At 70.0% G+C, this 20,753-nt stretch carries 18 protein-coding genes and 1 tRNA gene; 9 read left to right on the top strand and 10 right to left on the bottom strand.

The genetic code is table 11. The annotated features are described in order from the left end of the window. Nucleotides 1–89: 89 nt before the first annotated feature. Nucleotides 90–3,008, bottom strand: coding sequence for a glycosyl hydrolase (locus VAB18032_RS28410; protein WP_013736392.1), 2,919 nt, complete (start codon nt 3,006–3,008; stop codon nt 90–92). A 177-nt stretch (nt 3,009–3,185) separates the two neighbouring features. After that, a complete protein-coding gene (locus VAB18032_RS28405; RefSeq protein WP_415878024.1) occupies nt 3,186–3,893 on the bottom strand; it encodes a M23 family metallopeptidase in 708 nt (235 codons plus the stop codon). Nucleotides 3,894–4,068: 175 nt separating this feature from the next. Here VAB18032_RS28405 and VAB18032_RS28400 point away from each other — a divergent pair, with 175 nt between their 5' ends. The 4 genes from VAB18032_RS28400 to VAB18032_RS28390 all read left to right on the top strand — a co-directional run bounded on the left by VAB18032_RS28400 (nt 4,069) and on the right by VAB18032_RS28390 (nt 6,011). Further along, a complete protein-coding gene (locus VAB18032_RS28400; protein ID WP_013736390.1) occupies nt 4,069–4,410 on the top strand; it encodes a hypothetical protein in 342 nt (113 codons plus the stop codon). Nucleotides 4,411–4,497: 87 nt separating this feature from the next. Further along, the gene (locus VAB18032_RS32435) at nt 4,498–4,665 is read left to right on the top strand and encodes a hypothetical protein (protein WP_013736389.1); all 168 of its coding nucleotides are present in this window, start codon (nt 4,498–4,500) and stop codon (nt 4,663–4,665) included. 133 nt (nt 4,666–4,798) lie between these two features. After that, nucleotides 4,799–5,326 (top strand): tRNA adenosine deaminase-associated protein, encoded by a 528-nt coding sequence (locus tag VAB18032_RS28395; RefSeq protein WP_013736388.1) that lies wholly within the window; start codon nt 4,799–4,801, stop codon nt 5,324–5,326. Nucleotides 5,327–5,567: 241 nt separating this feature from the next. Next, complete coding sequence (locus VAB18032_RS28390; RefSeq protein WP_081476320.1) at nt 5,568–6,011, top strand: nucleoside deaminase; 444 nt, start codon at nt 5,568–5,570, stop codon at nt 6,009–6,011. 25 nt (nt 6,012–6,036) lie between these two features. On the opposite strand, the gene VAB18032_RS28385 is transcribed toward VAB18032_RS28390, so the two are convergent. The 3 genes from VAB18032_RS28385 to deoD form a co-directional block, all read right to left on the bottom strand. Then, nucleotides 6,037–6,492: an acyl-CoA thioesterase gene (locus VAB18032_RS28385; protein WP_013736386.1), complete on the bottom strand. Its 456-nt coding sequence runs from the start codon at nt 6,490–6,492 to the stop codon at nt 6,037–6,039. Further along, nucleotides 6,492–7,127: a TetR/AcrR family transcriptional regulator gene (locus tag VAB18032_RS28380; protein ID WP_013736385.1), complete on the bottom strand. Its 636-nt coding sequence runs from the start codon at nt 7,125–7,127 to the stop codon at nt 6,492–6,494. Before VAB18032_RS28380 ends, VAB18032_RS28385 begins: the two co-directional genes overlap by 1 nt. Before the next feature lie 252 nt (nt 7,128–7,379). Continuing rightward, nucleotides 7,380–8,087 (bottom strand): purine-nucleoside phosphorylase, encoded by a 708-nt coding sequence (gene deoD, locus VAB18032_RS28375; RefSeq protein WP_013736384.1) that lies wholly within the window; start codon nt 8,085–8,087, stop codon nt 7,380–7,382. Nucleotides 8,088–8,162: 75 nt separating this feature from the next. On the opposite strand from deoD, the gene VAB18032_RS28370 reads away from it, so the two are divergent. Beyond that, nucleotides 8,163–8,249: transfer RNA gene (locus VAB18032_RS28370), tRNA-Ser, on the top strand. Between the two features lie 126 nt (nt 8,250–8,375). Here the strand turns inward: VAB18032_RS28370 and VAB18032_RS31940 are convergent. Further along, complete coding sequence (locus tag VAB18032_RS31940; protein ID WP_148272345.1) at nt 8,376–9,254, bottom strand: DUF4231 domain-containing protein; 879 nt, start codon at nt 9,252–9,254, stop codon at nt 8,376–8,378. Nucleotides 9,255–9,620: 366 nt separating this feature from the next. Here VAB18032_RS31940 and VAB18032_RS28360 point away from each other — a divergent pair, with 366 nt between their 5' ends. From VAB18032_RS28360 to VAB18032_RS28345, 4 genes are all read left to right on the top strand, one after another. Continuing rightward, entirely contained in the window at nt 9,621–10,649 is a 1,029-nt protein-coding gene (locus tag VAB18032_RS28360) for an ABC transporter permease (RefSeq protein WP_013736381.1), read from the top strand. A 200-nt stretch (nt 10,650–10,849) separates the two neighbouring features. Beyond that, nucleotides 10,850–12,508, top strand: a complete 1,659-nt coding sequence (locus VAB18032_RS28355; protein WP_043722265.1) for an FG-GAP-like repeat-containing protein — start codon at nt 10,850–10,852, stop codon at nt 12,506–12,508. A 20-nt stretch (nt 12,509–12,528) separates the two neighbouring features. Then, nucleotides 12,529–14,196, top strand: a complete 1,668-nt coding sequence (locus VAB18032_RS28350) for an FG-GAP-like repeat-containing protein (RefSeq protein WP_043722262.1) — start codon at nt 12,529–12,531, stop codon at nt 14,194–14,196. A 77-nt stretch (nt 14,197–14,273) separates the two neighbouring features. Then, the gene (locus VAB18032_RS28345) at nt 14,274–15,887 is read left to right on the top strand and encodes an FG-GAP-like repeat-containing protein (RefSeq protein ID WP_244881186.1); all 1,614 of its coding nucleotides are present in this window, start codon (nt 14,274–14,276) and stop codon (nt 15,885–15,887) included. A 60-nt stretch (nt 15,888–15,947) separates the two neighbouring features. Here the strand turns inward: VAB18032_RS28345 and pruA are convergent, their stop codons facing one another. The 4 genes from pruA to VAB18032_RS28325 are packed head-to-tail and all read right to left on the bottom strand — an operon-like array spanning nt 15,948 to nt 20,738. After that, nucleotides 15,948–17,573 carry an L-glutamate gamma-semialdehyde dehydrogenase gene (gene pruA, locus VAB18032_RS28340; protein ID WP_013736377.1) on the bottom strand — a complete coding sequence of 542 codons (1,626 nt, stop codon included), beginning with the start codon at nt 17,571–17,573 and terminating at the stop codon, nt 15,948–15,950. 19 nt (nt 17,574–17,592) lie between these two features. Next, the gene (locus tag VAB18032_RS28335) at nt 17,593–18,522 is read right to left on the bottom strand and encodes a proline dehydrogenase family protein (protein WP_013736376.1); all 930 of its coding nucleotides are present in this window, start codon (nt 18,520–18,522) and stop codon (nt 17,593–17,595) included. A gap of 1 nt (nt 18,523) precedes the next feature. Next, the gene (locus VAB18032_RS28330) at nt 18,524–19,471 is read right to left on the bottom strand and encodes a carbon-nitrogen hydrolase family protein (RefSeq protein WP_013736375.1); all 948 of its coding nucleotides are present in this window, start codon (nt 19,469–19,471) and stop codon (nt 18,524–18,526) included. A gap of 28 nt (nt 19,472–19,499) precedes the next feature. After that, a complete protein-coding gene (locus VAB18032_RS28325; RefSeq protein WP_013736374.1) occupies nt 19,500–20,738 on the bottom strand; it encodes a metal-dependent hydrolase family protein in 1,239 nt (412 codons plus the stop codon). Nucleotides 20,739–20,753: the final 15 nt, after the last annotated feature.

The raw sequence follows: 20,753 nt of genomic DNA, 5'->3' as shown, positions 1-20,753 counted from the left end.
GGTTGGGGGCCGAAGCAGTGGACGAGGGCCCCGAGTCGGCACCGGAGCGTCCTACCGGACGTGGACGCCCCGACCCGGGTGGGCGGTGATCAGCTGTACGGCAGTCTGATCACCGACTGGTTTCCGATCCCGAGCGTGCTGGGATTGTTGCCGATGGCGGACCAGACCTCCACCCGTACGGTGCCGTTGCGAAGGTTCCCCAGCGATCCGGTGCTGGAGTGCAGCCCGGCCGCCTGGGTGTAGTGCTCCCAACCGGGAACCGGGTCGGTGGCGAAGTACCGGTAGGTCTCGATCCGTTCCCAGGACCCGTTGCCGGTCAGGTCGTACGAGATGCGGAGCTGTACCCCGTTGCCGACCGCCTGGCCGGCGTCGAGCAGCAGGTCGAACGCGGTCTGCCCGCCGTTGTGGTTGAGGTTGAGCCCGGTCGCGGTGAACACCACCGGGTTACGTGGGGTGCCGTCGTAGTTGCCGCCGCCGGCGCTGGTCACGGTGGTGCTGCCGGCGGATCCCGCCGCGCCCAGACCGCCGCCCGACAGCAGGTACCGCACCGGCGAACTGACCGGCCCGGTCGGGGTCGGGGTGGGCGTCGGGGTGGGCGTGGGCGTCGGGGTCGGCGTGGGAGTGGGCGTCGGGGTGGTGGTCGGTGGGGGCGTGCCGCCACCGCCGCTGCCGCCGCTCCAGGTGTGCGCGCCGCTGGTGGCGGTCCGTCCCGGTGCCACCGACAGTTGCGTCCCGTCGGAGAACCGTACGGTCAGCTGGGTGTTGGAGATGTTGCTGGCCACGTACGTCCGGGCACCGTTGCGGTTGAAGACGGCGGCCAACGGGTGGTTGGCGGTGATCTCGGTGTCCACCCGGCCCAGCGCGGCCAGGTTGCGCACCCAGTGGAAGGTGTGCGCCCGGCTCTCGCCCTCCTCCGGGGTGTAGCCGGGGTTGGCGCGCAGCTTGGCCAGGGCGGCGTCGGCGTCGCCGAGGGCCAGGAACTGCCAGTGCATGTCCTGCCAGATGGTCGGCTCGCCGCCGTTGTTGCGGACCAGTTCGGCGTACTTCTGTGCGTTGTAGTCGGGGTGGTAGCCCAGGTAGAGGTGCCCGCCGGTGATCGGCAGCAGGTTGATGCCCTGGATCATCTCCGGCTCGGCGCTGAACCAGGTGGCGTACGCCCCGCCGTCCCCCCAGACCATGCCGACGTTGTTGTGGCCGAACGCGGCGGGGAAGTTCTCACCGGTGACGTCGAACCAGTACTCGTGGATGGCGGCGGCCTGCGTGGTGTAGATGAAGATGCCGGCGTCGCGTACGGCGGTGTTGCCGGTGGCCTGTCCCCACTGGATCAGGGCGTTGGCGAAGTTCATCCCCTCCGACGAGGACTCCTGGTTGTTGCCGCTGGCGAACGCGCCGTGCCCGGCCGCCCAGTCGTGCCCGGCGTAGATGTCGAAGTCACGCAGGTACGGGAAGCGGCTGTCGGTGCGGTCGTAGTTGTTGGCGTCCCGGATCAGCAGGTCGATCATGCCGCCGTACTGGTCCTGGCGGGCCCAGGCGGGGTCGAACTTGGCAAGCGTCGCGGCGGCGGCGATGTAGTAGCCGTAGTGGAAGTGGTGGTCGTTGAGCTCCTGGTCGGAGCCGTACGAGGCGGGGTAGCCGATCAGCGTGCCCCAGCGCTGGTCGTAGTAGAACAGCCGCTCGGTCTCGCCGGGCGAGGCGGTGAGCCAGTCGGTGAGCGTGGCGCGGATGGCGTTCAACGCGGCCGTACGGGTCTCGGTGTCGCCGACCTGGTCGGCGATCTCGGCGATCCGGGCCGCCCGGCCCAGCCCCTTGCCCGTCCAGTAGGTGTCTCCGCCGCGCTGGTCCATCGGGTTGGCGCGGGTCGCCGCCAGGTGTTGGCGCAGCGTGGTCAGGTCGGTGCCGGCCCCCGTGGCGACGGCGGGCACCTCGGGAAGTACGCCGTGGAAGCGCATCGAGGTGCGGAACTCGGCGACCCCGGTGAGCACCTTCATCCGGCCCCGGGCCGACGGGTAGGTCTGGCTGATCGGGGTGGCCCCGGTCAGCGCCTTCCACTGGTGCGGATAGAGGCTGACCACCGTACGCGTCTCGGTGCCCTCGCGGGGCGTGGTGGTGAAGGTGTATCGGGTCTCCACCTGGCTGCTCGACTGCTGGTAGCTGTAGGCGACCCGGGTGCCGGTGACGTGCGCGTGCGCGTACCGGCCGTAGGTGGTGGCGAGTTGGGCGCGGGTGGTGCCGTCGGCGGTGGCCGGCAGCAGGGCGACGGAGAAGTAGCCGCGGCCGGCGAGGTTGGAGCTGATCCGTGCGCCGCTGACGGTCCAGGTCGCGCCGCTCGGCGCGTACGCGACGTAGTCGTGGCCGCGGACGGTGAAGCCGATGGTGGCACCGCTGTTGGACCAGATCGTGGGGCTGCCGCCGGTTGCGTTGATCACCGCGTCGCCGCCGGTGCTGCGGAAGTACGTGAACGGCAGGCCGTGTCCGATGGTGGCCCGCAGGGTGCGTGACCCGTCACTCCAGTACGGGGTGACCGTCCAGTCCGTCCAGTCGTCCACCAGAACGTTCGGGGCGCCCAGCCCGGCCAAGCCGACCCGGATGTCCTCGACGTAGGGGTACTTGAACTCGCCGACCCCGGTGGCGGTGCCGGTGATGGTGGCCGTGGAGGTGGCGGAGAAGCCGAGGCCGTCGGTGACCGGCTGGTAGGCGACCGGGTGGGCGTGCAGTGGCTCGCTGAAGGCGCAGTTGAAGCGCTTCCACAGCAGCGAGGACCACCAGTCGTTTGTCGGTACCGGCCCGGCGGGTGCGGCGGCGGTGACGTACTGCCGGGGGTTGGTGGTGAGGTTTCCGCAGCCGCTGGGGAGCGGGCCGACGGGGGTGGTGGTGTAGCTGCCGGCACCGACCGGCGCGGCCTGTGCGGCGGAGGTGGCGATGACGGCCAGCCCGCCGAGGACGAGGGCCGCGGCGGCGCCGGCGGCCAGGAGCCGGTGGTGGGTGCGGTGTGGGACGGGAGGTCTCATCTTTCCTCCATCGCGCCGGTCCGGCCGCGACCGGTGGGCGCGTTTTGTCGTCATTGTGAGTTTAGGTAGGCCAGAGAGCGCTCTCTGAGGTGTTAGGCGGACGGTAGTTCACGAATGAGACCTCCGTCAATGTTGCGGAGTGATGACGTGCGAATGACGCGGGACGCGATGCCCCGTTCAGCGCCCCGGTGGTTTCGCCGGACAGCCGTGCCGGCGGTGCCATCGGGCTACCTCGGCCGCCGGTGCGCGGTTGCCGCCCCTGCGCCACGAGTCGAGGTACGGCGCCGGCCAGACCACACCCCGACGGATCCACCAGCCGTCCTCACCCAGGCACGGCGGAGAGATGCCGAAGTGCAAGTGGCAGACGTTGTTGGCGTTGCCCGTCCGGCCCACGGTGCCGAGTTGCTGACCGGCCCGTACCCGCACGCCGGGCTCGATGCCCACGGCGATCTCGGTCAGGTGCGAGCCGTAGTAGCGCACGCCATCGTCGCCGAGCACCGACACCGACAGGCCACCGTTGTACGGGCCCTGTGGGCCCCGCTTGTCGTACCGGTCCCGGCGGCTGACCTCGCCGACCGTACCGTCGGTGACCGCCACGAACGGTTCGCCGCAGTCGGCGAAGATGTCCGTGCCCGGGTACCCGGAGTGGGTCGGGTGGTAGTCGACGTTGCGGGCGCGTACCGGAAAGACGTGCGGCAGCCGGTCGGCACCCGGGGTGGCGGTCGGCGCCGGTTGATCGGCGCTCTCCGGCCCCGGGCTGCCGGCGGCGGTCGGGGTGGTGCTGGCCGGTGCCGTCGGGCTGGTCCCGGTCGTTGCGCTTGTCGGGCTGCTGGTCGGTGCGGACCAGGTGGGTCCGGGACCGGTCGCGCAGCCGGCGGCGAGCACCGGCACCAGCAGCAGCGCCGCGTACGGCAGGTGTCGTCGTCCGGTCAGCGCAACCACCCGGCCATCCTGACAGAACCCGTCCCGTCCGGCCCGGCCGCGTGCGCTCGCCCGCCCAGCGGCGGTCCTCCCCGGTACGGTGAGCAGTACCGGCCAGGCGTGGGAGGAGTGGCCAGCGATGATGCCGTACAGCCCGTCGGGTCTCTTCCCCAGCGGGCGCCCGCCGCGTCCCACCTACCGTGAGCCGCACCCGGTCAGCGGAGCGGCCATCGCCGCCGGCGCCACCGGCACGACCGCCTGGTTGGTCATCTTCGGGCTGCTCGGCGGCACCTTCACCGGGTACGCCTGGTGGACCCTGATCGCCGGAGCGCTGGCCTGGCTGGTGTCCCTCGTGCTGGTCCGGTACGGCGACCGGGGGGTGGCCACCGGCATCGCCATCGTGACCGCCGGAGGGTGGAGCATCGCCGCTGCCGCGGTCGCCGTCCGGTGGTGGACCAGCGGCGACTGGCCGCTCTGGTGATTCCTACCGGCATTGAGTGCGTTGCGTCGTCGTGCAGGCACTGAAACCCATCTTGACTGTGCCGCCAGGACTCGGCACTCTCCCGGTATGGCCTGGACCACTCCGCGGCTCGACCCGGATCGCAGCCGTCGCCGCCTTCAGCTGCTCGCGCAGTTGGCGGACGCCCGCGCGATACGCGAACGAGAACGGCCACAGCGGGCGCGCACCGAACGACTGCGCGAGCTGATCGCCACCCGTCGGCGGCTCGCCGGCTGAGCGGAACCAGATACTTCCCCAGGAATGACCGGCCGGCGCTTCGGGGCGTTGACCGGTCGCCTACCGATCCGACCGGCTAACGTGCACGCGTAACGGCTGGCGTGAGCTGTGCCAAGGGCTACTTGGGGGGACCGTGTCGTACTTCGCTGCGGCCGTGGTACGCGAGAAGGGCGGCTGGACAGCCGCCGAGCTGAGTCTGCGGGGTGTCGCCGACGTCGACGATGTCGCCGAGCGGCTGCGCGACGTCGGACCGGATGCCGACCTGTCGCTGTTGTTCGTCGAGGCGGACGACACCTACCTGGTCATCCTGCGCCTCGACGAGGGTGAGGACCTGCGGGTCTTCGGCTCGGACTCGGCCTTCGCGGAGGAGTCCCGGCTGGGTGCCCTGCTGGTCGGTGACCTCAAGACGTCGATCGCCGGGCTCGACGACGCCGAGGAGACGCCTCCCGCCACGACCAGTGGCGACGACAACGAGCAACCGGCCGTCGACCCGGAAGCCGACCCGGTCGGTGAGGCGGACATCCTGACCGACCTGGGCATCTCCGCGCAGCAGTTGCTCGCCCTCTGCGCGCACGAAGGACTGATGCCGGCCGACGTCACCGCCGAGGTCTGCCAGGTGCTGGGCTGCGTCGATGACGTCGAGGAACTGCGTGAGGTCTGATCCAGCCGGCGGAGCACCGCCGGGTGGTGTCGGATCTGCCGGTGGGCTGCCGCTGGGTAGCGCCGGATCTGCTGGCGCGCCGGTGGGCGGTGGGGAGCCGGCGGACGCGACCGATCCGGCGTTGGAGACGGTCCGGGCCGGGCAACCCACTCCCGGTGCGGTCGGCCGGGTGGGGCCGGGCGCGCACGAGGGCCTCGCCGATCCGGGCGGCATCGGCCGGCGGCAGCGTCACGAACTCTGGATGCGCCGCGCCCTGGAGGTCGCGGTCACCGGTCCGGCGGTTGCCGACCCGTCCGGGCAGGCCGACGACGTGCCGGTGGGTGCGGTGCTCTACGGCCCGGACGGTGACGAACTGGCGATCGGCCGCAACGAGCGGGAGCTGACCGGCGATCCGACCGCGCACGCCGAGGTGCTTGCGCTGCGGCGGGGCGCCGAACGGCTGGGCCGCTGGCGGTTGGACGGCTGCATCCTGGTGGTCACCCTGGAACCGTGCACCATGTGCGCGGGCGCGCTGGTGCTGTCCCGGGTGTCCACCGTGGTCTTCGGCGCGTGGGAACCGAAGACAGGTGCCGCCGGCTCGCTCTGGGACGTGCTGCGCGACCGCCGCCTCAACCACCGCCCCGAGGTGTACGGCGGAGTCCTGGCCACCGAGACCGGCACCGTCATGCGCGCCTTCTTCCGCTGAAGCCCTGCCGTCGCTGGTGCTCTCGTCAGGCGGGGCGCAGCAGGGCGCTGGCGATGCCTCGGGCGGTGTCCGTCCAGGGTGCCGGGCGCAGAGTGGCCGGGTCGAGCCGGACGACGGCCCGTCGTCCCTCGGCGTACACCGTCGTGCCGTCGAGCGAGTGGAAGCGGAAGGCGTAGACGGCGCTGCTGGTGCCCAGGTGCTCCAGCCAGAAGTGCACCCCGACCGGGCCGGTGCCGGTGATCGGGGCACGGTAGGTGATCGCGAACTCGCGGACCGCGTGGAACACGTCGGGGGTGGTGGCCTGCCCGTTCTGCAAGGCGACCCCGTTGGCGGACCAGTACGCGGTGAGCGCCCGCTCCAGCAGCAGCGCGTACCGCGCGTTGTGCAGGATGCCCATGGCGTCGAGGTCGTCGAAGTGCACCATGGCGTGCTCGACGTGGCCGTACTCGACGGCAGTGGGGTCGGCGACGGCGTTGCTCATCAGGTGCCTTCCGGTAGCAGGGTGGGATCGGGGCACAGGCCCCGGAGCCGGTCCAGCACGCTCCGGCGGGCATGCCGGTAGGTGCTCTCCGGGTCGAAGAGTCGGGAGCGCAACGCGGCGGCGATCCCGAACGAATCGATCTCGTACGCAAGCAGCGCCACATCCACCTCGGCGGGCAGCTCACCGAGCTCGACCGCCTCGCGGACGAGCCGCTCCAGGAACGCGGTCCAGTCGGCGAGGACCGTGGCGAGGCGATCGTGGACCGCACCGGGCCGGGCGTTGAACTCGAACTCGGCGGTGCCGAAAAAGCACCCCCCGGGCAGCACCCGGGTGGCGTAGAAATCGATCCGGGCCTCGTGCAGCGCCCAGATCCGGCGTACGCCCCGGGGGGCGCGCAGGGCCGGGGTGATGATCAGCTCCTGCCACTGGGCCACGGCCCGGTCGATGGTGGCGAGCTGGAGCGCCTGCTTGGAACGCCAGTGCGCGAAGATGCCGGACTTGCTCACCCCGAGGGAGTCGGCGAGATGCCCGAGTGACAGCCCGTCGAGGCCGTTCTCGCTGGCCAGGCTGACGGCGGCATCCAGCACTGCGGTGCGGGTGCGCTCACCCCGGGCCAGCCGGCCGTCAACGGTCATACCGCTGACCCTACACAATACGACCGACCGGTCGTACTTATTTTTGTCGTGACCGCCGTCACCCGGCTGTGGTGCTCCGCCGTTTCGGCGTAATGGTGGTGACGCGGCGCTGCGGATACCGCCATTACGGCGATATGGAGTGGATCAGCGCTGGGGCTACGGCGGTGCGGTGTTCGGCGCGGGCGGCGAAGACCGCACACGAAGCGTCCCGCCACCGACGAGCGGTGACGGGACGCCGACGGGTGCCGCGAGTCAGGCGACGATGGTGTCCAGGGCGATCTCGACCATCTGGCTGAAGGTCTGCTCCCGCTCCTGGGAGGTGGTCTTCTCACCGGTCTTGATGTGGTCGCTCACGGTCAGCAGAGTCAACGAGCGTGCCTTGAACCGGGCCGCGATCGTGTAGAGCGCGGCGGACTCCATCTCCACCGCCAGCACCCCGTAGTCGGCCAGCCGGTCGTAGAGATCCGGCCGGTCGGTGTAGAAGGCGTCCGCCGCCAGGATCGGCCCGACCCGCATCGCGATGCCGCGCCGCTCGGCCACCTCCACCGAGGTACGCAGCAGCCCGAAGTCGGCCACCGGGGCGTAGTCGATCAGCCCGTCGAAACGCACCCGGTTCATGTTCGAGTCGGTCGACGACCCGATCGCCGCGATCACGTCCCGCAGCTGAAGGTCCTCGGACAATGCGCCACACGAGCCGACCCGGATCAGCGACTTCACGCCGTACTCGTTGACCAGCTCGTGTGCGTAGATCGAGGCGGACGGCATGCCCATCCCCGACCCCTGCACGGAGACCTCGACGCCGTTCCAGCGGCCGGTGAAGCCCAGCATCCCCCGGACCGTCGAGTAGCAGTTCGCCCCTTCGAGGTAGGTCTCCGCGATCCACTTGGCCCGCAGGGGGTCACCCGGCATCAGGACCCGCTCGGCGATCTCGCCCGGCTTCGCGCCGATGTGCGTACTCATGCCAGTGATCCTGCCAGGCCGGCCGGCCGGGGACCGGTTCGGCGTCCGAACCGGGAGTCCTGTAGCCTCTTCGGCGGTGGCGTGTCCGAGTGGCCTAAGGAGCACGCCTCGAAAGCGTGTGAGGGTTTACGCCCTCCGCGGGTTCAAATCCCGCCGCCACCGCTCGTGAACAGCGAGAACGCCCGGTCGATCCGCAGGGATCGACCGGGCGTTCCGCTTGTGGTGTCAGTTGTGGTCTCAGTCGTCGTCAACGCGCTGCGTGCAGACCGGCGTCCGGTGAGTGCCCTGTCACTCTTCGCGCTTGACCTCGGCGGGCTGATCAAGCTGCTGCTGTCGCTTGTTCTGCTCGTCACGAAGCCTCTCGACGGTGTCGGCGAAGAGGGCGTATGCCTTTGCCTCATCTAATCCCGCGTACTTGCCCACGCGAAGTTCAACCGCCTCGTATTCACGCTCAATCGCGTCAGCCGTCTGCTGTGAGTTGAAGCTGCGCTCGTGATATTTGAAATACCCGGTGAAGCCGGCTGATAGCCCGACGGCGGCGCTTGCTGCCACAGTTAGCCACCTTGCTTGGCTAAAGGCGACTGACGCTGTAGCAATCGCGGAGGTGGCTACCGAGCCGACAATAATCACGCTTTGGAAGCGGTTATGAATTCCTCGGGTCCTCCCGGCATCCTCACGGAACTGTGAGATGAGGTCGGGGACGTCATCCCTGTAGCGCTTCTGCGCGCGCAGCGCCGAATTCTCTCCGCTGCTCGTGCTCGTGTCTAGGTCGGACTGGGTTCGCCGGCGGATGACGTGCAGCTTTTTGATGATTATGCGGGTTTTTCTCATGCGCTTGTACTGCCAGTAAGCCAGCGCAGGCGAAGCGAGAAGCGATACGGCGCATGCGGCGTAGAGTGGAGTGGAGAAACGGTTCAGTTGTCCGAGATTGGAAAACGTGGCGACTGTTGCTGTTGCGATAAGGGCGATATTTCCTACGAGGATCCAGGCGATCCCAACCTTGCGCCATAGCCCTTGAAGGTGGAGTTTCTCCTCAGCGTCGAGGATCAGACTCCGGACATGGTCGGGATGCCAGCTTTGGGATCCATCGCTAATGACCTGGTTCCAGTTTTCCTCGTTCGTAGTTCCACTTCTTTTTCCCCAAAGCTGTGACAATCTCGACCACATGGCGTCACGCTATGATTACGCACTCATGAGGGCAAGGTGAGGTGGCGTCGTCTTATCGACACTTGCTTTTGGATCGGGGGTGTGCTTCCGGCTCGATCTCGCTTTCCGGCAGGCGCGGTGCCTTGGCGAGGCTGGCCGGATTCTTGGCCAGGTCTCCCCGGCGTACCGCCTCGTTAAGCGCGGTTCGGATCGTGCGGTGCGTCGTTGCTGGGACGCTGCCGTTCTCCTGCATGTGGGCGACTGGCTGCTGCGGCGAGCGTCCGGGCGGAGTTGAGCATTCGACTCCGGCCCGCCCTAGGTATCCGGGCTCGTGTATGTGTGGCGCCTGCCGGTTAGTGTCAGCGTCCGCTCAAGGGAGGAAGCGCTGTGGTTTTCACGCCTGCACAACCGTTGGCACCCGCCGGACCGGTCACGTCCCGTTCCGGTGGCTCCCTTCGGCCGCACCTGATCTGGGAGGCGGTGCTGCTGGCGCTGACCGTCGTCGCCGCGGTGGTGTGGTACTCCCAGGACGGGTCGCGGCTGTCGCCGCTGGTGTTCAACATCGCCTCCGCCGGCCTGCTGGCGACCGCTTTCGCGCTGTCGCTGCGCACCGCCACGCCCAACCTGGCGGTCGTCGCCGTCGCTGCCCTCGCCGGCCTGACGTACGCGGAGGTGCTCGACGCCGGCGCCCCGGTCCTCGTCGCGGCGGTCGCCGCGATCGCCGCCGCGGCGTTCTTCGGTCTCGGGATGGGCCTGGTCGCCGGGCTGCTGCAGGCGCCCGGGTGGGCGGTGTCGCTGGGCGGGCTGGCCCTGGCGCAGGGCATTCTGCTCGCCACCACCGGCAGCGGCGGTCCGCGGCGGCTCGCGAGCGAAGGTTGGATCCGGTCCGACGGTGCCGGGGCCGGGTGGCTGGTGCTGTTTCTCCTGCTGTCGATCGGCGGCGCGGTGGTGTGGTCGATCCCGGCGGTGCGGCGGGCGCTGAGCGGCAACCGGGTCGTCGCCGGGGAGCCGCCGTCGCCGTTCGGCGCACGGCTGCTGGGCGCGGTCATCGGCCTGGGCGGTTCCAGCCTGATCGCGGGCGCGGCCGGAGTCCTGCTGGCCGGCCGGATCGGCGCCACAACCCTGTCGGCCGACAACGGCCAGCTGGCGTTCGTGGCCGGCGCCGTCCTGCTCGGCGGCGTGAGCGTGGCCGGCGGGCGGGGCGGCTTCGCGGGCACCGTGCTGGGGGTCGCCCTGCTGAGCCTGGTGCAGATGACCATTCTCGTCGCGGACGGCCCCCGGTGGCTGTCGACGGTCGTCTTCGCGCTGGCGGTCCTCGCCGGCCTGGGCGTCAGCCGGGCGCTGGAGGCCCTGCAACCGGCACTGCCCGCGAGAGTGCCGGGTGCCGGGCCGGCCGAGCCGTCGCGGAAGTACTGACCGCTGTCAGTCGGTGGCCGCTGTCCCGGAGCCGGTACGCCCGGTCGGTCCGTCAGGATCGCGCCGGGCGTTCTCGCGGTCCGCCCGTCCGCGACGGCCGGTTCCGGACGGGCAGACCGCGATGTCTGGCCGGAAAGGCATGGTTTTTGATCTACGTTTCCCTATGCTGTGAGAGCGACAACGGGGATGCGGGGGTTTCGATGCGGCGCAGGCTTGCCGGGCTGACGGTTCTGACGGTGTTGGCCGGGCTGGCGGTGAGCGCTCCCGCCCAGGCCGCCGACGAGTTCCGGACCATCACCCGGGACGGCCTGATCATGCAGTACCACCGGGTGGCGAAGGCGGTCACGCCGGTGAAGGGGACCGGGGCGACCCGTTCCGACTTCGACGGCGACGGGGTCGACGACATCGCGGCTTCGGCCGGCTGGCTCAACCACAGCCTGCCGCACTATCCGACGGGCGTGGTGGTGGTGCGCTACTCGTCCGCGCCGCACGTCGACTACTTCATCGGCACCGGGGTGGACAACATCTCCAGCTTCGGCATCGCGCTGGTGGCCGGTGACTTCAACGGTGACGGCTACGACGACCTGGCGATCGGTGACGCCGACGAGGCCGACACCAAGAAGAACAATGCGCATGGCGGTGGGGTCTGGATCATTCCGGGCAGCCGTACCGGCCTGGTTGTCGATTCGACCAAGCACTTCAACCAGAGTTCCCCCGGTGTGCCCGGCGAGTCGGAGAACCGCGACGCGTTCGGTGCCTCGCTGGCGGCCGGTGACATCAACGGCGACGGTCGGGACGACCTGGCGATCGGGGCCTTCAAGGAGGCGATCGGCAGCGTCAAGGAGGCCGGTGCGGTCACCATCCTGTACGGCGGTAGTGGCGGCCTGACCGGCACCGGGGCTCAGCAGCTGCACCAGAACCAGGCGGCGGTGCCGGGTTCGGCCGAGCGCCGTGATCATTTCGGCATGTCGCTGGCCATCGGCAAGGTCAACAACAACAAGTACGCCGACCTGGTCATCGGCGCGCCGCACGAGAACGACGGCAGCGGTGCCAACGGCAGCGGCATGGTGACCCTGATGTGGGGTTCGGCGAGCGGGGTGAAGCTCAGTGGGGCCACCTCGGTCACCGGCGCGGGGGTGTACAAGGCGACCGGACGCAAGGACACCATCGCCTGGTACCTGGGCATGTCCCTGGCGATCGGTGACGTGAACGGTGACGGGCTGGGCGAGGTGATCGCCGGGGCGCCGAACGCGCAGACCCCGCACGTCGACGGTGGTCTGATCGCGGTCTTCACCGGCCGTACCGGCGGCGCAGGGCTGTCCGGCAAGGCCGTGAAGATCATTACGCAGCGTACGGCCGGGGTGCCGGGTTCGCCGGAGAGTGCGGACCGGTTCGGCGCGACCCTGGCGGCCGGTGACGTGACCGGCGATGGTCGGGCGGACGTGCTGGTCGGCGCGTACACCGAGGCGATCGGTACGAAGGACGAGGCGGGCATGATCGTCCTACTCAAGGGTTCCTCGTCCGGGCTGACCGGCACCGGCGCGCAGGGGTTCGACCAGAACCACTCCGTCGTTCCGGGTGGGGCCGAGCGCGGCGACCGGTTCGGCGGCTCGCTCGCGCTGTTGAACCTCAACGGCAAGGGCCCGCTGGACGCGCTCGTGGCATCGACCGGAGAGGAGGTCGCCGGAGACATTCCCGGTTACCCCTCCGCGACGTTGTCCCGGTTCCACGGTTCCTCCAGCGGGATCGTCGCGCAGTCCGGCTCGTGGAGCGGGCGTGCCCTGAACACCAACCGTCTTGAGTTGCTGAACTACGGCCAGCGCATCGCCGGGCCGCAGAGCAGTGGACCGTGGTACTGAGCAGGAAGACGGGGGCGCAGATGCGGCGCAGGCTTGCCGGAGTGTCGGTGTCGGTGGTTGCGGCGAGCCTGATGGTGAGTCCTCCTGCACAGGCGGCGGCAGAGGAGGTCCGGACCATCACCCGGGAGGACGTGATCCTCCAGTACCAACGGGTGCCGAAGGCGGTCACCCCGGTCAAGGGGACCGGGCCGACCCGGTCCGACTTCGACGGTGACGGGGTCGATGATGTCGCGGCGGCCAGCGACTTGTCGCAGAGCGGACTGCCACATCAGGCGACCGGGGTCGTGGTGGTGCGCTACTCGTCCGCACCGCACGTCGACTACTTTGCGGGCGTGCTCTCGTCGGACGGCGGCTGTGGCTGCTTCGGCATGGCGTTGGCCGCCGGCGATTTCAACGGCGACGGCTACGACGACCTGGCCATCGGTGACTCCGACGAAGTGGACCCGGGGAACAAGACCCATGCCGGTGGGGTGTGGGTGATTCCCGGCAGCCGGACCGGCCTGGTGGTCAACTCGGCGCAGCATTTCAACCAGAGCAGCCCCGGGGTGCCCGGTGCGGCGGAGGACTACGACTGGTTCGGTGCGGCGCTGGCGGCCGGTGACATCAACGGTGACGGCCGCGACGACCTGGCGATCGGGGCGTACGGCGAGTCGATCGGCAAGGTCAGGGAGGCCGGTGCGGTCACCGTCCTGTACGGCGGGGTGGGCGGCCTGCGGACGGCCGGTGCGCAGCAACTGCACCAGAATCTCGCCGCCGTGCCGGGTGCCGCCGAGCGCGGTGACCACTTCGGCTTCACGCTGGCCATCGGCAAGGTGAACGAAAACAGGTACGCCGACCTGGTCATCGGCGCGCCGCACGAGAACGACGGTCAGACCTGGAACGGCAGCGGCATGGTGACCCTGATGTGGGGCGCGAAGACCGGGGTGAAGCTCAGCGGTGCTACCTCGGTCACCGGCGCGGGGGTCTACAAGGCGACCGGCCGCCAGGACACCATCGCCTGGTATCTCGGTGAGGCGTTGGCGATCGGTGACGTGAACGGTGACGGGTTGGGCGAGGTGATCGCCGGGGCACCCGGTGCCCAGACCCCGCACCTCAACGGTGGTCTGATCGCGGCCTTCACCGGTCGTACCGGTGGCGCGGGCCTGTCCGGCACGGCTGTGAAGATCATCACCCAGCGCACGGCCGGTGTTCCGGGCAGCCCGGAGCAGGAGGACCGGTTCGGTGCGGCGCTCGCGGTGGGTGACGTGACCGGCGACGGCCGGGCCGACGTGCTTGTGGGTGCGCCCGGTGAGTCGATCGGCACCAAGACCAAGGCGGGCACGATCGCCCTGCTCAGGGGCTCTGCCTCCGGGCTGACCGGTACCGGGGCCCAGGGGTTCGACCAGGACCATGCGGTGGTGCCGGGCGGTGCGGAGCGTGGCGACCATTTCGGCGCTTCGGTCGCCATCCTCAACCTCGACGGCAAGGGCCCACTGGATGCGATCGTGGCATCGACGGGTGAGGAAGTGGCAGGTGACCAGGCCGGGTACCCTTCCGGCACGTTGTCGCGGTTCCACGGTGCCTCGGGCGGTCTCGTGCCGCAGGCGGGCTCCTGGAGTGGTGCGTCGCTGCGTACCGACCGGATCTGGCCGCTGCGGTATGGCGCGCGGATCGCCGGCCCGGTCAGTGGCGGCCCACGATATTTCTGATCTTTCGAAAGCGGGGGTTCTTGATGCGGCGAAGTGTCGCAGGACTGTCCACCTTGGCCATCGGAGCTGGTCTGGCGGTGAGTGTGCCCGCCCCGGCGGCAGCGAACGACTACCGGACGGTCACCCGGGACGGGATCGTTCTTCAGCACTACCGGGTCGCGAAGGCGACCACGCCGGTCAAGGGGACCGGGCCGACCCGGTCCGACTTCGACGGTGACGGGATCGACGACATCGCCGCCTCCGCCGACCCCTTCGAGCACCGCTTCCCGCAGTCACCGATGGGTCTGGTGGTGGTCCGGTACTCCTCGGCACCGTACGTCGATCACTTCGCGACCGGGGTCACGCCGGCCGGCGGTTGCGTTTGTTTCGGGGAGGTACTCGCCGCCGGGGACTTCAACGGTGACGGCTACGACGACCTGGCCGCCGCCGACCTCGGTGAATACGACCTGAGCGCGAAGGCGAACGCCGGAGGGGTCTGGGTGATTCCCGGCAGCAGTACCGGACTGCGAATCGACGCGGCGAAGCACTTCAACCAGAGCAGCCCGGGAGTGCCGGGCGCCTCGGAGGAGGGAGACTGGTTCGGCTCGGCGCTGGCGGCCGGTGACATCAACGGTGACGGCCGCGACGACCTGGCGATCGGGGCGTACGGCGAGGCGATCGGCAGCATCACGTACGCCGGCGCGGTCACCGTCCTGTACGGCGGGGCCAGCGGACTGACCGGCACCGGCGCGCAGCAGTTGCACCAGAACCAGGCCGCCGTGCCGGGTTCCGCCGAGCGCAACGACCACTTCGGCTGGACCCTGGCCATCGGCAAGGTCAACGACAACAAGTACGCCGACCTGGTCATCGGCGCGCCCGGCGAGAACGAGAACAGTTCCTCGACCGGCAGCGGCATGCTCACGCTGATGTGGGGCTCGGCGAACGGCGTGAAGCTCAGTGGCGCGACCTCGGTCACCGGGGCGGCGCTGCGCAAGGCGACCGGTCGTACCGACAGCTATGTGCGGAGCCTCGGCATGGCGCTGGCCATCGGTGACGTCAACGGCGACAAGTTGGGCGAGGTGATCGCGGGCGCGCCGTACACGCAGTCCCCGAAGGGCAACGAGGGCATGGTCGCGGTCTTCACCGGTCGTAGCGGTGGCGCCGGCCTGTCCAGCAGCGCGGTGAAGATGTTCAGCCAGCGTACGCCCGGGGTACCCGGTTCGGCGGAGGTCGGTGACCTGTTCGGTGCGACCCTGGCGGTCGGTGACGTGACCGGCGACGGTCGGGCCGACGTGTTGGTGGGCGCGCCCGGTGAGGCGATCGGTACGAAGAAGCGGGCGGGCACGGTTGCTCTGCTCAAGGGGTCCGCCTCCGGGTTGACCGGCACCGGTGCGCAGGGCTTCGACCAGGACCACCCGGTCGTACCGGGTGGGGCCGAGAGCAACGACCTGTTCGGCGGTGCGGTGGCCATCCTCAACCTCGACGGCAGGGGCCCGCTGGACGCTGTCGTGACCTCGCCCGGGGAACTGGTCGGCGCGGACCCGGAGCGGCCCGCATCCGGGTCGGTCGCCCTGTTCCACGGTGGTTCCGGTGGGTTGGTTCCGCAGACCGCCTCATGGAGTGGTGCGAGTATGCGCACCGACTTCGTCTGGCCCAAGTGGTACGGCCGTCGCCTGGCCACCGCCCAGTCCGGCGCCCTGATGTACCACTGATCTGCGGCCCGATCGCCCCCGTCACCGCCTGCGAAGCAGGGATGGCGGGGGCGACGGCGTTCAGGCCATGTGCGGGTAGCGGTGGTCCGTCGCCGGCACGAAGGTTTCCTTGATGGTGCGGGCGCTGGTCCAGCGCAGCAGGTTCTGGGCGGAACCGGCCTTGTCGTTGGTGCCGCTGGCCCGCCCGCCGCCGAACGGCTGCTGGCCGACCACCGCCCCGGTCGGTTTGTCGTTGATGTAGAAATTCCCGGCCGCGAAGCGCAGCACCTGGGCGGCGTGCGCGATGGCGGCGCGGTCCTGCGCGATGATCGAGCCGGTCAGCGCGTACGCGGAGACGGACTCCAACTGGGCAAGCGTCGCCTCGTACGCCTCGTCCTCGTAGACGTGCACCGCGAGGATCGGCCCGAAGTACTCGGTCGTGAAGACTTCGTCGGTCGGGTCGGTGCACTCGATGATCGTGGGCCGGACGAACCAGCCTTCGCTGTCGTCGTACCCGCCACCGGCGAGGATCTCGCAGCTGGCGGTGGCGCGGGCCCGCTCGATCGCGACGGCGTGCCGGGCGAAGGCCCGCCCGTCGATGACCGCCCCCATGAAGTGGGACAGGTCGGTGACGTCGCCCATGGTCAGCGACTCCACCTCGGCGATCAGGTCCTCGCGCAGCTCGGGCCAGAGTGACCGGGGCACGTACGCCCGGGAGGCGGCCGAGCACTTCTGCCCCTGGAACTCGAACGCCCCCCGGATCATGGCGGTGCGTAGCACGTCGACGTCCGCCGACGGGTGGGCGACGATGAAGTCCTTGCCGCCGGTCTCGCCGACGATCCGCGGATAGCTGCGGTAGCTGCCGATCCGCTCGCCGACGGTGCGCCACAGGTGCTGGAAGGTCGAGGTGGAGCCGGTGAAGTGGATGCCGGCCAGGTCCGGGTCGGCGAGCGCGACATCGGAGACGGCGAGACCGTCACCGGTCACCATGTTGATCACCCCGGGCGGCAGGCCGGCCGCCTCCAGCAGGCGCATCGTCCACCACGCGGCCAACTGCTGCGTCGGCGACGGCTTCCACACCACCGTGTTGCCCATCAGGGCGGGCGCGGTGGGCAGGTTTCCGGCGATGGCGGTGAAGTTGAACGGCGTGATCGCGTAGACGAAGCCCTCCAACGGCCGGTGGTCGACGCGGTTCCACACGCCGGGCGAGGACTGCGGCTGCTCGGCGCGAATCTGCCGGGCGAAGTGCACGTTGAAGCGCCAGAAGTCGATCAGCTCGCAGGCCGAGTCGATCTCCGCCTGGAACGCCGTCTTCGACTGGCCCAGCATGGTGGCCGCGTTAAGCGTCTGCCGCCACGGCCCGGCGAGCAGGTCGGCGGCCTTGAGGAAGACCGCCGCCCGCTCGTCGAAGGAGAGCGCTCGCCAGTCACCGGCGGCCCGCTTCGCCGCGTCGACCGCCGCCCGGGCGTCGTCGTGGGTGGCGTTGCCGAGGGTGCCGAGGACGTGGCGGTGGCGGTGCGGTTGGACGATGTCGATCCGGTCGCCGCCGCCGATGCGGCGTCGACCGTCGATGGTCAAGTCCAGTTCGAACCGCTGGCCGGCGAGTTCGCCAAGCTTCGCGGTCAGTCCGGCGCGTTCCGGGCTGCCCGGTGCGTACGAGAGGTTCGGCTCGTTGACCGGTGCGGGGGTGGTGGTGACGGCGTCCATCAGACTGCGTTGCTCCTGGTCAGTTGCGGCTGGTGAGAGCCCGGAAGAAGAACATGAGGTTGGCCGGGCGCTCGGCGAGACGCCGCATCAGGTAGCCGTACCACTCCTCGCCGAACGGCACGTACACCCGGACCTGGTGGCCTGCTTCGGCGAGCCGTCGCTGCTCGGTGGGGCGGATGCCGTACAGCATCTGGAACTCGTAGCCGGTGACGCCGCCGGGGCGGCCGGCGGCCAGCCGGGTGCCGGCCACGATGAGCTCCGGGTCATGCGTGGCCAGCATCGGGTAGCCGGGACCGGCCAGCAGGATCTCGGCGCACCGCAGGTACGCCTGGGTCACCTCGGCGCGAGCCTGGTAGGCCACGCTCGCCGGCTCCCGGTAGGCGCCCTTGCACAGCCGGACCCGCGAACCGGCGGTCGCCAGATCACGGCAGTCGCCCTCGCTGCGCCGCAGGTACGCCTGGATGACCGCGCCGGTCTCCGGGAAGTCCCGACGCAACTGGGCGACGATGCCCAGCGTCGAGTCGGTGGTGGTGTGATCCTCCATGTCCACGGTGACCGTGGTGCCCGCCCGCGCGGCCGCCGCGCAGATGCGGGACGCGTTGTCCAACGCCACGGCCTCGCCCTCGCGGGGCAGGGCCTGACCGAGCGCGGACAACTTGATCGAGACCTCCGCCATGCCGGTCAGCCCGGCGTCGGCGAGCCCGTCGAGCAGTGCCACGTACTGCCCGGTGACGTGCTCGGCGTGGGCCCGGTCGGTGGTGTCCTCGCCGAGATAGTCGAGGGTGGCGAGACAACCGGCGTCGTTCAGGCCCTCCGACGCGCGTACGGCGGAGGGCACGTTCTCACCGGCGACGAACCGGTCCACCACGGCACGGGTGAGCGGGGTGGCCTCGATCGCCCGCCGGGCGCGGCGGCTGGCCGCGGTCTTCAGGATGACCTGACGCAGCATGTCAGCCGGCCTTCTGGTCGAGCGGACCACGCGGGGTGGGCGCGGGACGGTCGGTCGGCGCGTACGGGGCGGTGTCGACGATCGGGCCGTACAGGTCGGGTCGCCGGTCCTGGAGCAGGTTCAGCCCGAAGAAGCCCTCGGTGCGGCTGGCCAGCGTGGTGGCGTCCAGGTCGGCGGTGTGCGTGACCAGGCCCTCCTCGTCGGTCAGCATCGCGACGACCTTGCCGTACGGGTCGACGATCTGGCTGTGCCCCCAGTAGTCGAGGCCCGCGCTGTAGACGCCCTTCTCACAGTGGTTGGCGACGACCAGCCACGACTGGTTGAAGAAGGCGTTGGCCTGGGCGGAGAGGTCCATGGCGAAGCCGTGGTAGTCATCGTTCGGGTCGTGACCCTTCATCGGCCACGCCGTGGAGTTCAGCACCAGCGTCGCGCCCTTCAGCGCGAAGACCCGCATCAGCTCGGGGAAGGCCAGGTCGTAGCAGATCAGGCTGGCGACGCGGGCGAACGGCAGGTCGAACACCGGCGCGGACTGACCGGCGTTGAAGTACGGGAACTCGAAGGTGTTGTGGGTCTTGCGGTACACGCCCACCACACCGTCGGGGCCGATCAACGCGGTCGCGTTGAGGATCACGTTGCCGTGCGCGGCCCGCTCGGCGAGCCCGAGCTGGACGTACATGCCGTGCTCCGCGGCCTTGGCCCGGATGGCCTCGGTGGCCGGGCCGGGTACCGGCTCGGCCTCGCGGAAGTAGTACTGCTTCTGCGCGGCGGTGCCCTTGTCACCGAGACCGAAGGCGAAATCGGCGTAGCCCTGGAGGCCGACCTCCGGCAGCACCAGCACGTCGACGCCCTTGGCGGCGGCCTCGTCGATCATCTCCAGGAACTTCGCCAGGTTGCGTGCCTTGTCGTGCTCGATACGCACGTTCGCGGCGGCGAGGGTCACGGGGGCCATGGTTTTCCTCCTCGTCAGGGGTGTCGGATCAGGAGAGCTCGTACTTGACCAGGTCGCCGCCCTTGATGACGACGGGTACGGCGGTGGGGCTGGCGAAGACCGCGATGTCCTCCCAGGGGCGTCCGTCCACGACGATCAGGTCGGCGAGCTTGCCCGCCTCGACCGTGCCGAGCCGGTCGGCCAGGCCGAACAGCTCCGCGTTGACGCGGGTCGTGGCGATCAGCACCGCGGCGGCCGGCATGATCTCCGCCTTGAGGGACAGCTCCCGGTGCTTGTGCACGAACATCGGGCCGAGCAGGTCGGAGCCGCTGGCGATGCGTACGCCGGCACGGTAGGCGTACTCCAGCGAACGCAGGCCCTGCTCGTGGGCCATCCGGATCTTCTCCAGCGGCTCCGGGGCCACCCCGTGCTCGGCACCCTGGCGGTGCAGCAGTTCGTAGGTGGAGAGGGTGGGCACCAGGTAGGTGCCGACCTCGGCGAGCAGCGCGGCGGTCGCCTCGTCCATCAGGTTGCCGTGCTCGATCGAGCGGACGCCGGCCTCGACGCAGTTGCGGATCGCGGCGGAGGAGTAGGCGTGTGCCAGCACGTACTTGCCGGCCGCCTCGGCGGTCTGCACCGCCATCCGCAGTTCCTCCGGGCTGTACTGGATGGTGTCCAGCTCGTCGGCGGGGGACATCGCGCCGCCACTGGCCATGACCTTGATCTGGTCGGCCCCGGTACGGATGTTCTCCCTTACGCCCTTGCGGATCTCCTCCGGGCCGTCCGCGACGATCGCGTTCATGCCCACCTGGGAGCAGCACTCGACGGTGTTGCCGCGCTCGGTGGGACGCCGCCAGTCGGCGTGACCCCCCGTCATGGACAGCGGCGCGTTCGACACCAGCAGCCGGGGGCCGAGGATGTCACCCTGCTCGACGGCCTGCCGGAAACCCGCATCGCAGCCACCGGCGTCCCGCACGGTGGTGTAGCCCTGCATCAGGGTGCGGTTCAGGATCCGCCCCATCTTCAGCGCCGCGTGGCTGGTCTGGTAGTTCCGGTGCTGTTCGAGGATGTTGACGTCGATCGCGCCGATGTGCACGTGCGCGTCCATGAGGCCGGGCATCACGGTCCGGCCGCCGCAGTCGATCACGCGGTCGGCGCTGGCCGGCACCGCACCGCCGGCCGCCACGTCGACAATCAGCTCGCCGTCCACCACGACGGTGGCACCCTCCACGGGCTCCGCGCCGGTGGCGTCGAAGACAGTGGCGTTCGTCAGTGCGATGGTGCTCACGTGAGTCCTTTCGAT

This window comes from Micromonospora maris AB-18-032 (assembly GCF_000204155.1).
Classification (GTDB): domain Bacteria; phylum Actinomycetota; class Actinomycetes; order Mycobacteriales; family Micromonosporaceae; genus Micromonospora; species Micromonospora gifhornensis.
The sequence above is the reverse complement of the archived record's forward strand: the minus strand, read 5'-3'. Positions and strand labels throughout refer to the sequence as shown.

What these genes read in the sequence shown, in the direction of transcription:
- VAB18032_RS31940 (WP_148272345.1), bottom strand. Translation starts at nt 9,254, where the DNA reads ATGTGGTCGAGATTGTCACAGCTTTGGGGAAAAAGAAGTGGAACTACG.
- pruA (WP_013736377.1), bottom strand. Translation starts at nt 17,573, where the DNA reads ATGGACGCCGTCACCACCACCCCCGCACCGGTCAACGAGCCGAACCTC.
- deoD (WP_013736384.1), bottom strand. Translation starts at nt 8,087, where the DNA reads ATGAGTACGCACATCGGCGCGAAGCCGGGCGAGATCGCCGAGCGGGTC.
- VAB18032_RS28335 (WP_013736376.1), bottom strand. Translation starts at nt 18,522, where the DNA reads ATGCTGCGTCAGGTCATCCTGAAGACCGCGGCCAGCCGCCGCGCCCGG.
- VAB18032_RS28350 (WP_043722262.1), top strand. Translation starts at nt 12,529, where the DNA reads ATGCGGCGCAGGCTTGCCGGAGTGTCGGTGTCGGTGGTTGCGGCGAGC.
- VAB18032_RS28390 (WP_081476320.1), top strand. Translation starts at nt 5,568, where the DNA reads ATGCGCCGCGCCCTGGAGGTCGCGGTCACCGGTCCGGCGGTTGCCGAC.
- VAB18032_RS32435 (WP_013736389.1), top strand. Translation starts at nt 4,498, where the DNA reads ATGGCCTGGACCACTCCGCGGCTCGACCCGGATCGCAGCCGTCGCCGC.
- VAB18032_RS28380 (WP_013736385.1), bottom strand. Translation starts at nt 7,127, where the DNA reads ATGACCGTTGACGGCCGGCTGGCCCGGGGTGAGCGCACCCGCACCGCA.
- VAB18032_RS28355 (WP_043722265.1), top strand. Translation starts at nt 10,850, where the DNA reads ATGCGGCGCAGGCTTGCCGGGCTGACGGTTCTGACGGTGTTGGCCGGG.
- VAB18032_RS28400 (WP_013736390.1), top strand. Translation starts at nt 4,069, where the DNA reads ATGATGCCGTACAGCCCGTCGGGTCTCTTCCCCAGCGGGCGCCCGCCG.
- VAB18032_RS28330 (WP_013736375.1), bottom strand. Translation starts at nt 19,471, where the DNA reads ATGGCCCCCGTGACCCTCGCCGCCGCGAACGTGCGTATCGAGCACGAC.
- VAB18032_RS28385 (WP_013736386.1), bottom strand. Translation starts at nt 6,492, where the DNA reads ATGAGCAACGCCGTCGCCGACCCCACTGCCGTCGAGTACGGCCACGTC.
- VAB18032_RS28410 (WP_013736392.1), bottom strand. Translation starts at nt 3,008, where the DNA reads ATGAGACCTCCCGTCCCACACCGCACCCACCACCGGCTCCTGGCCGCC.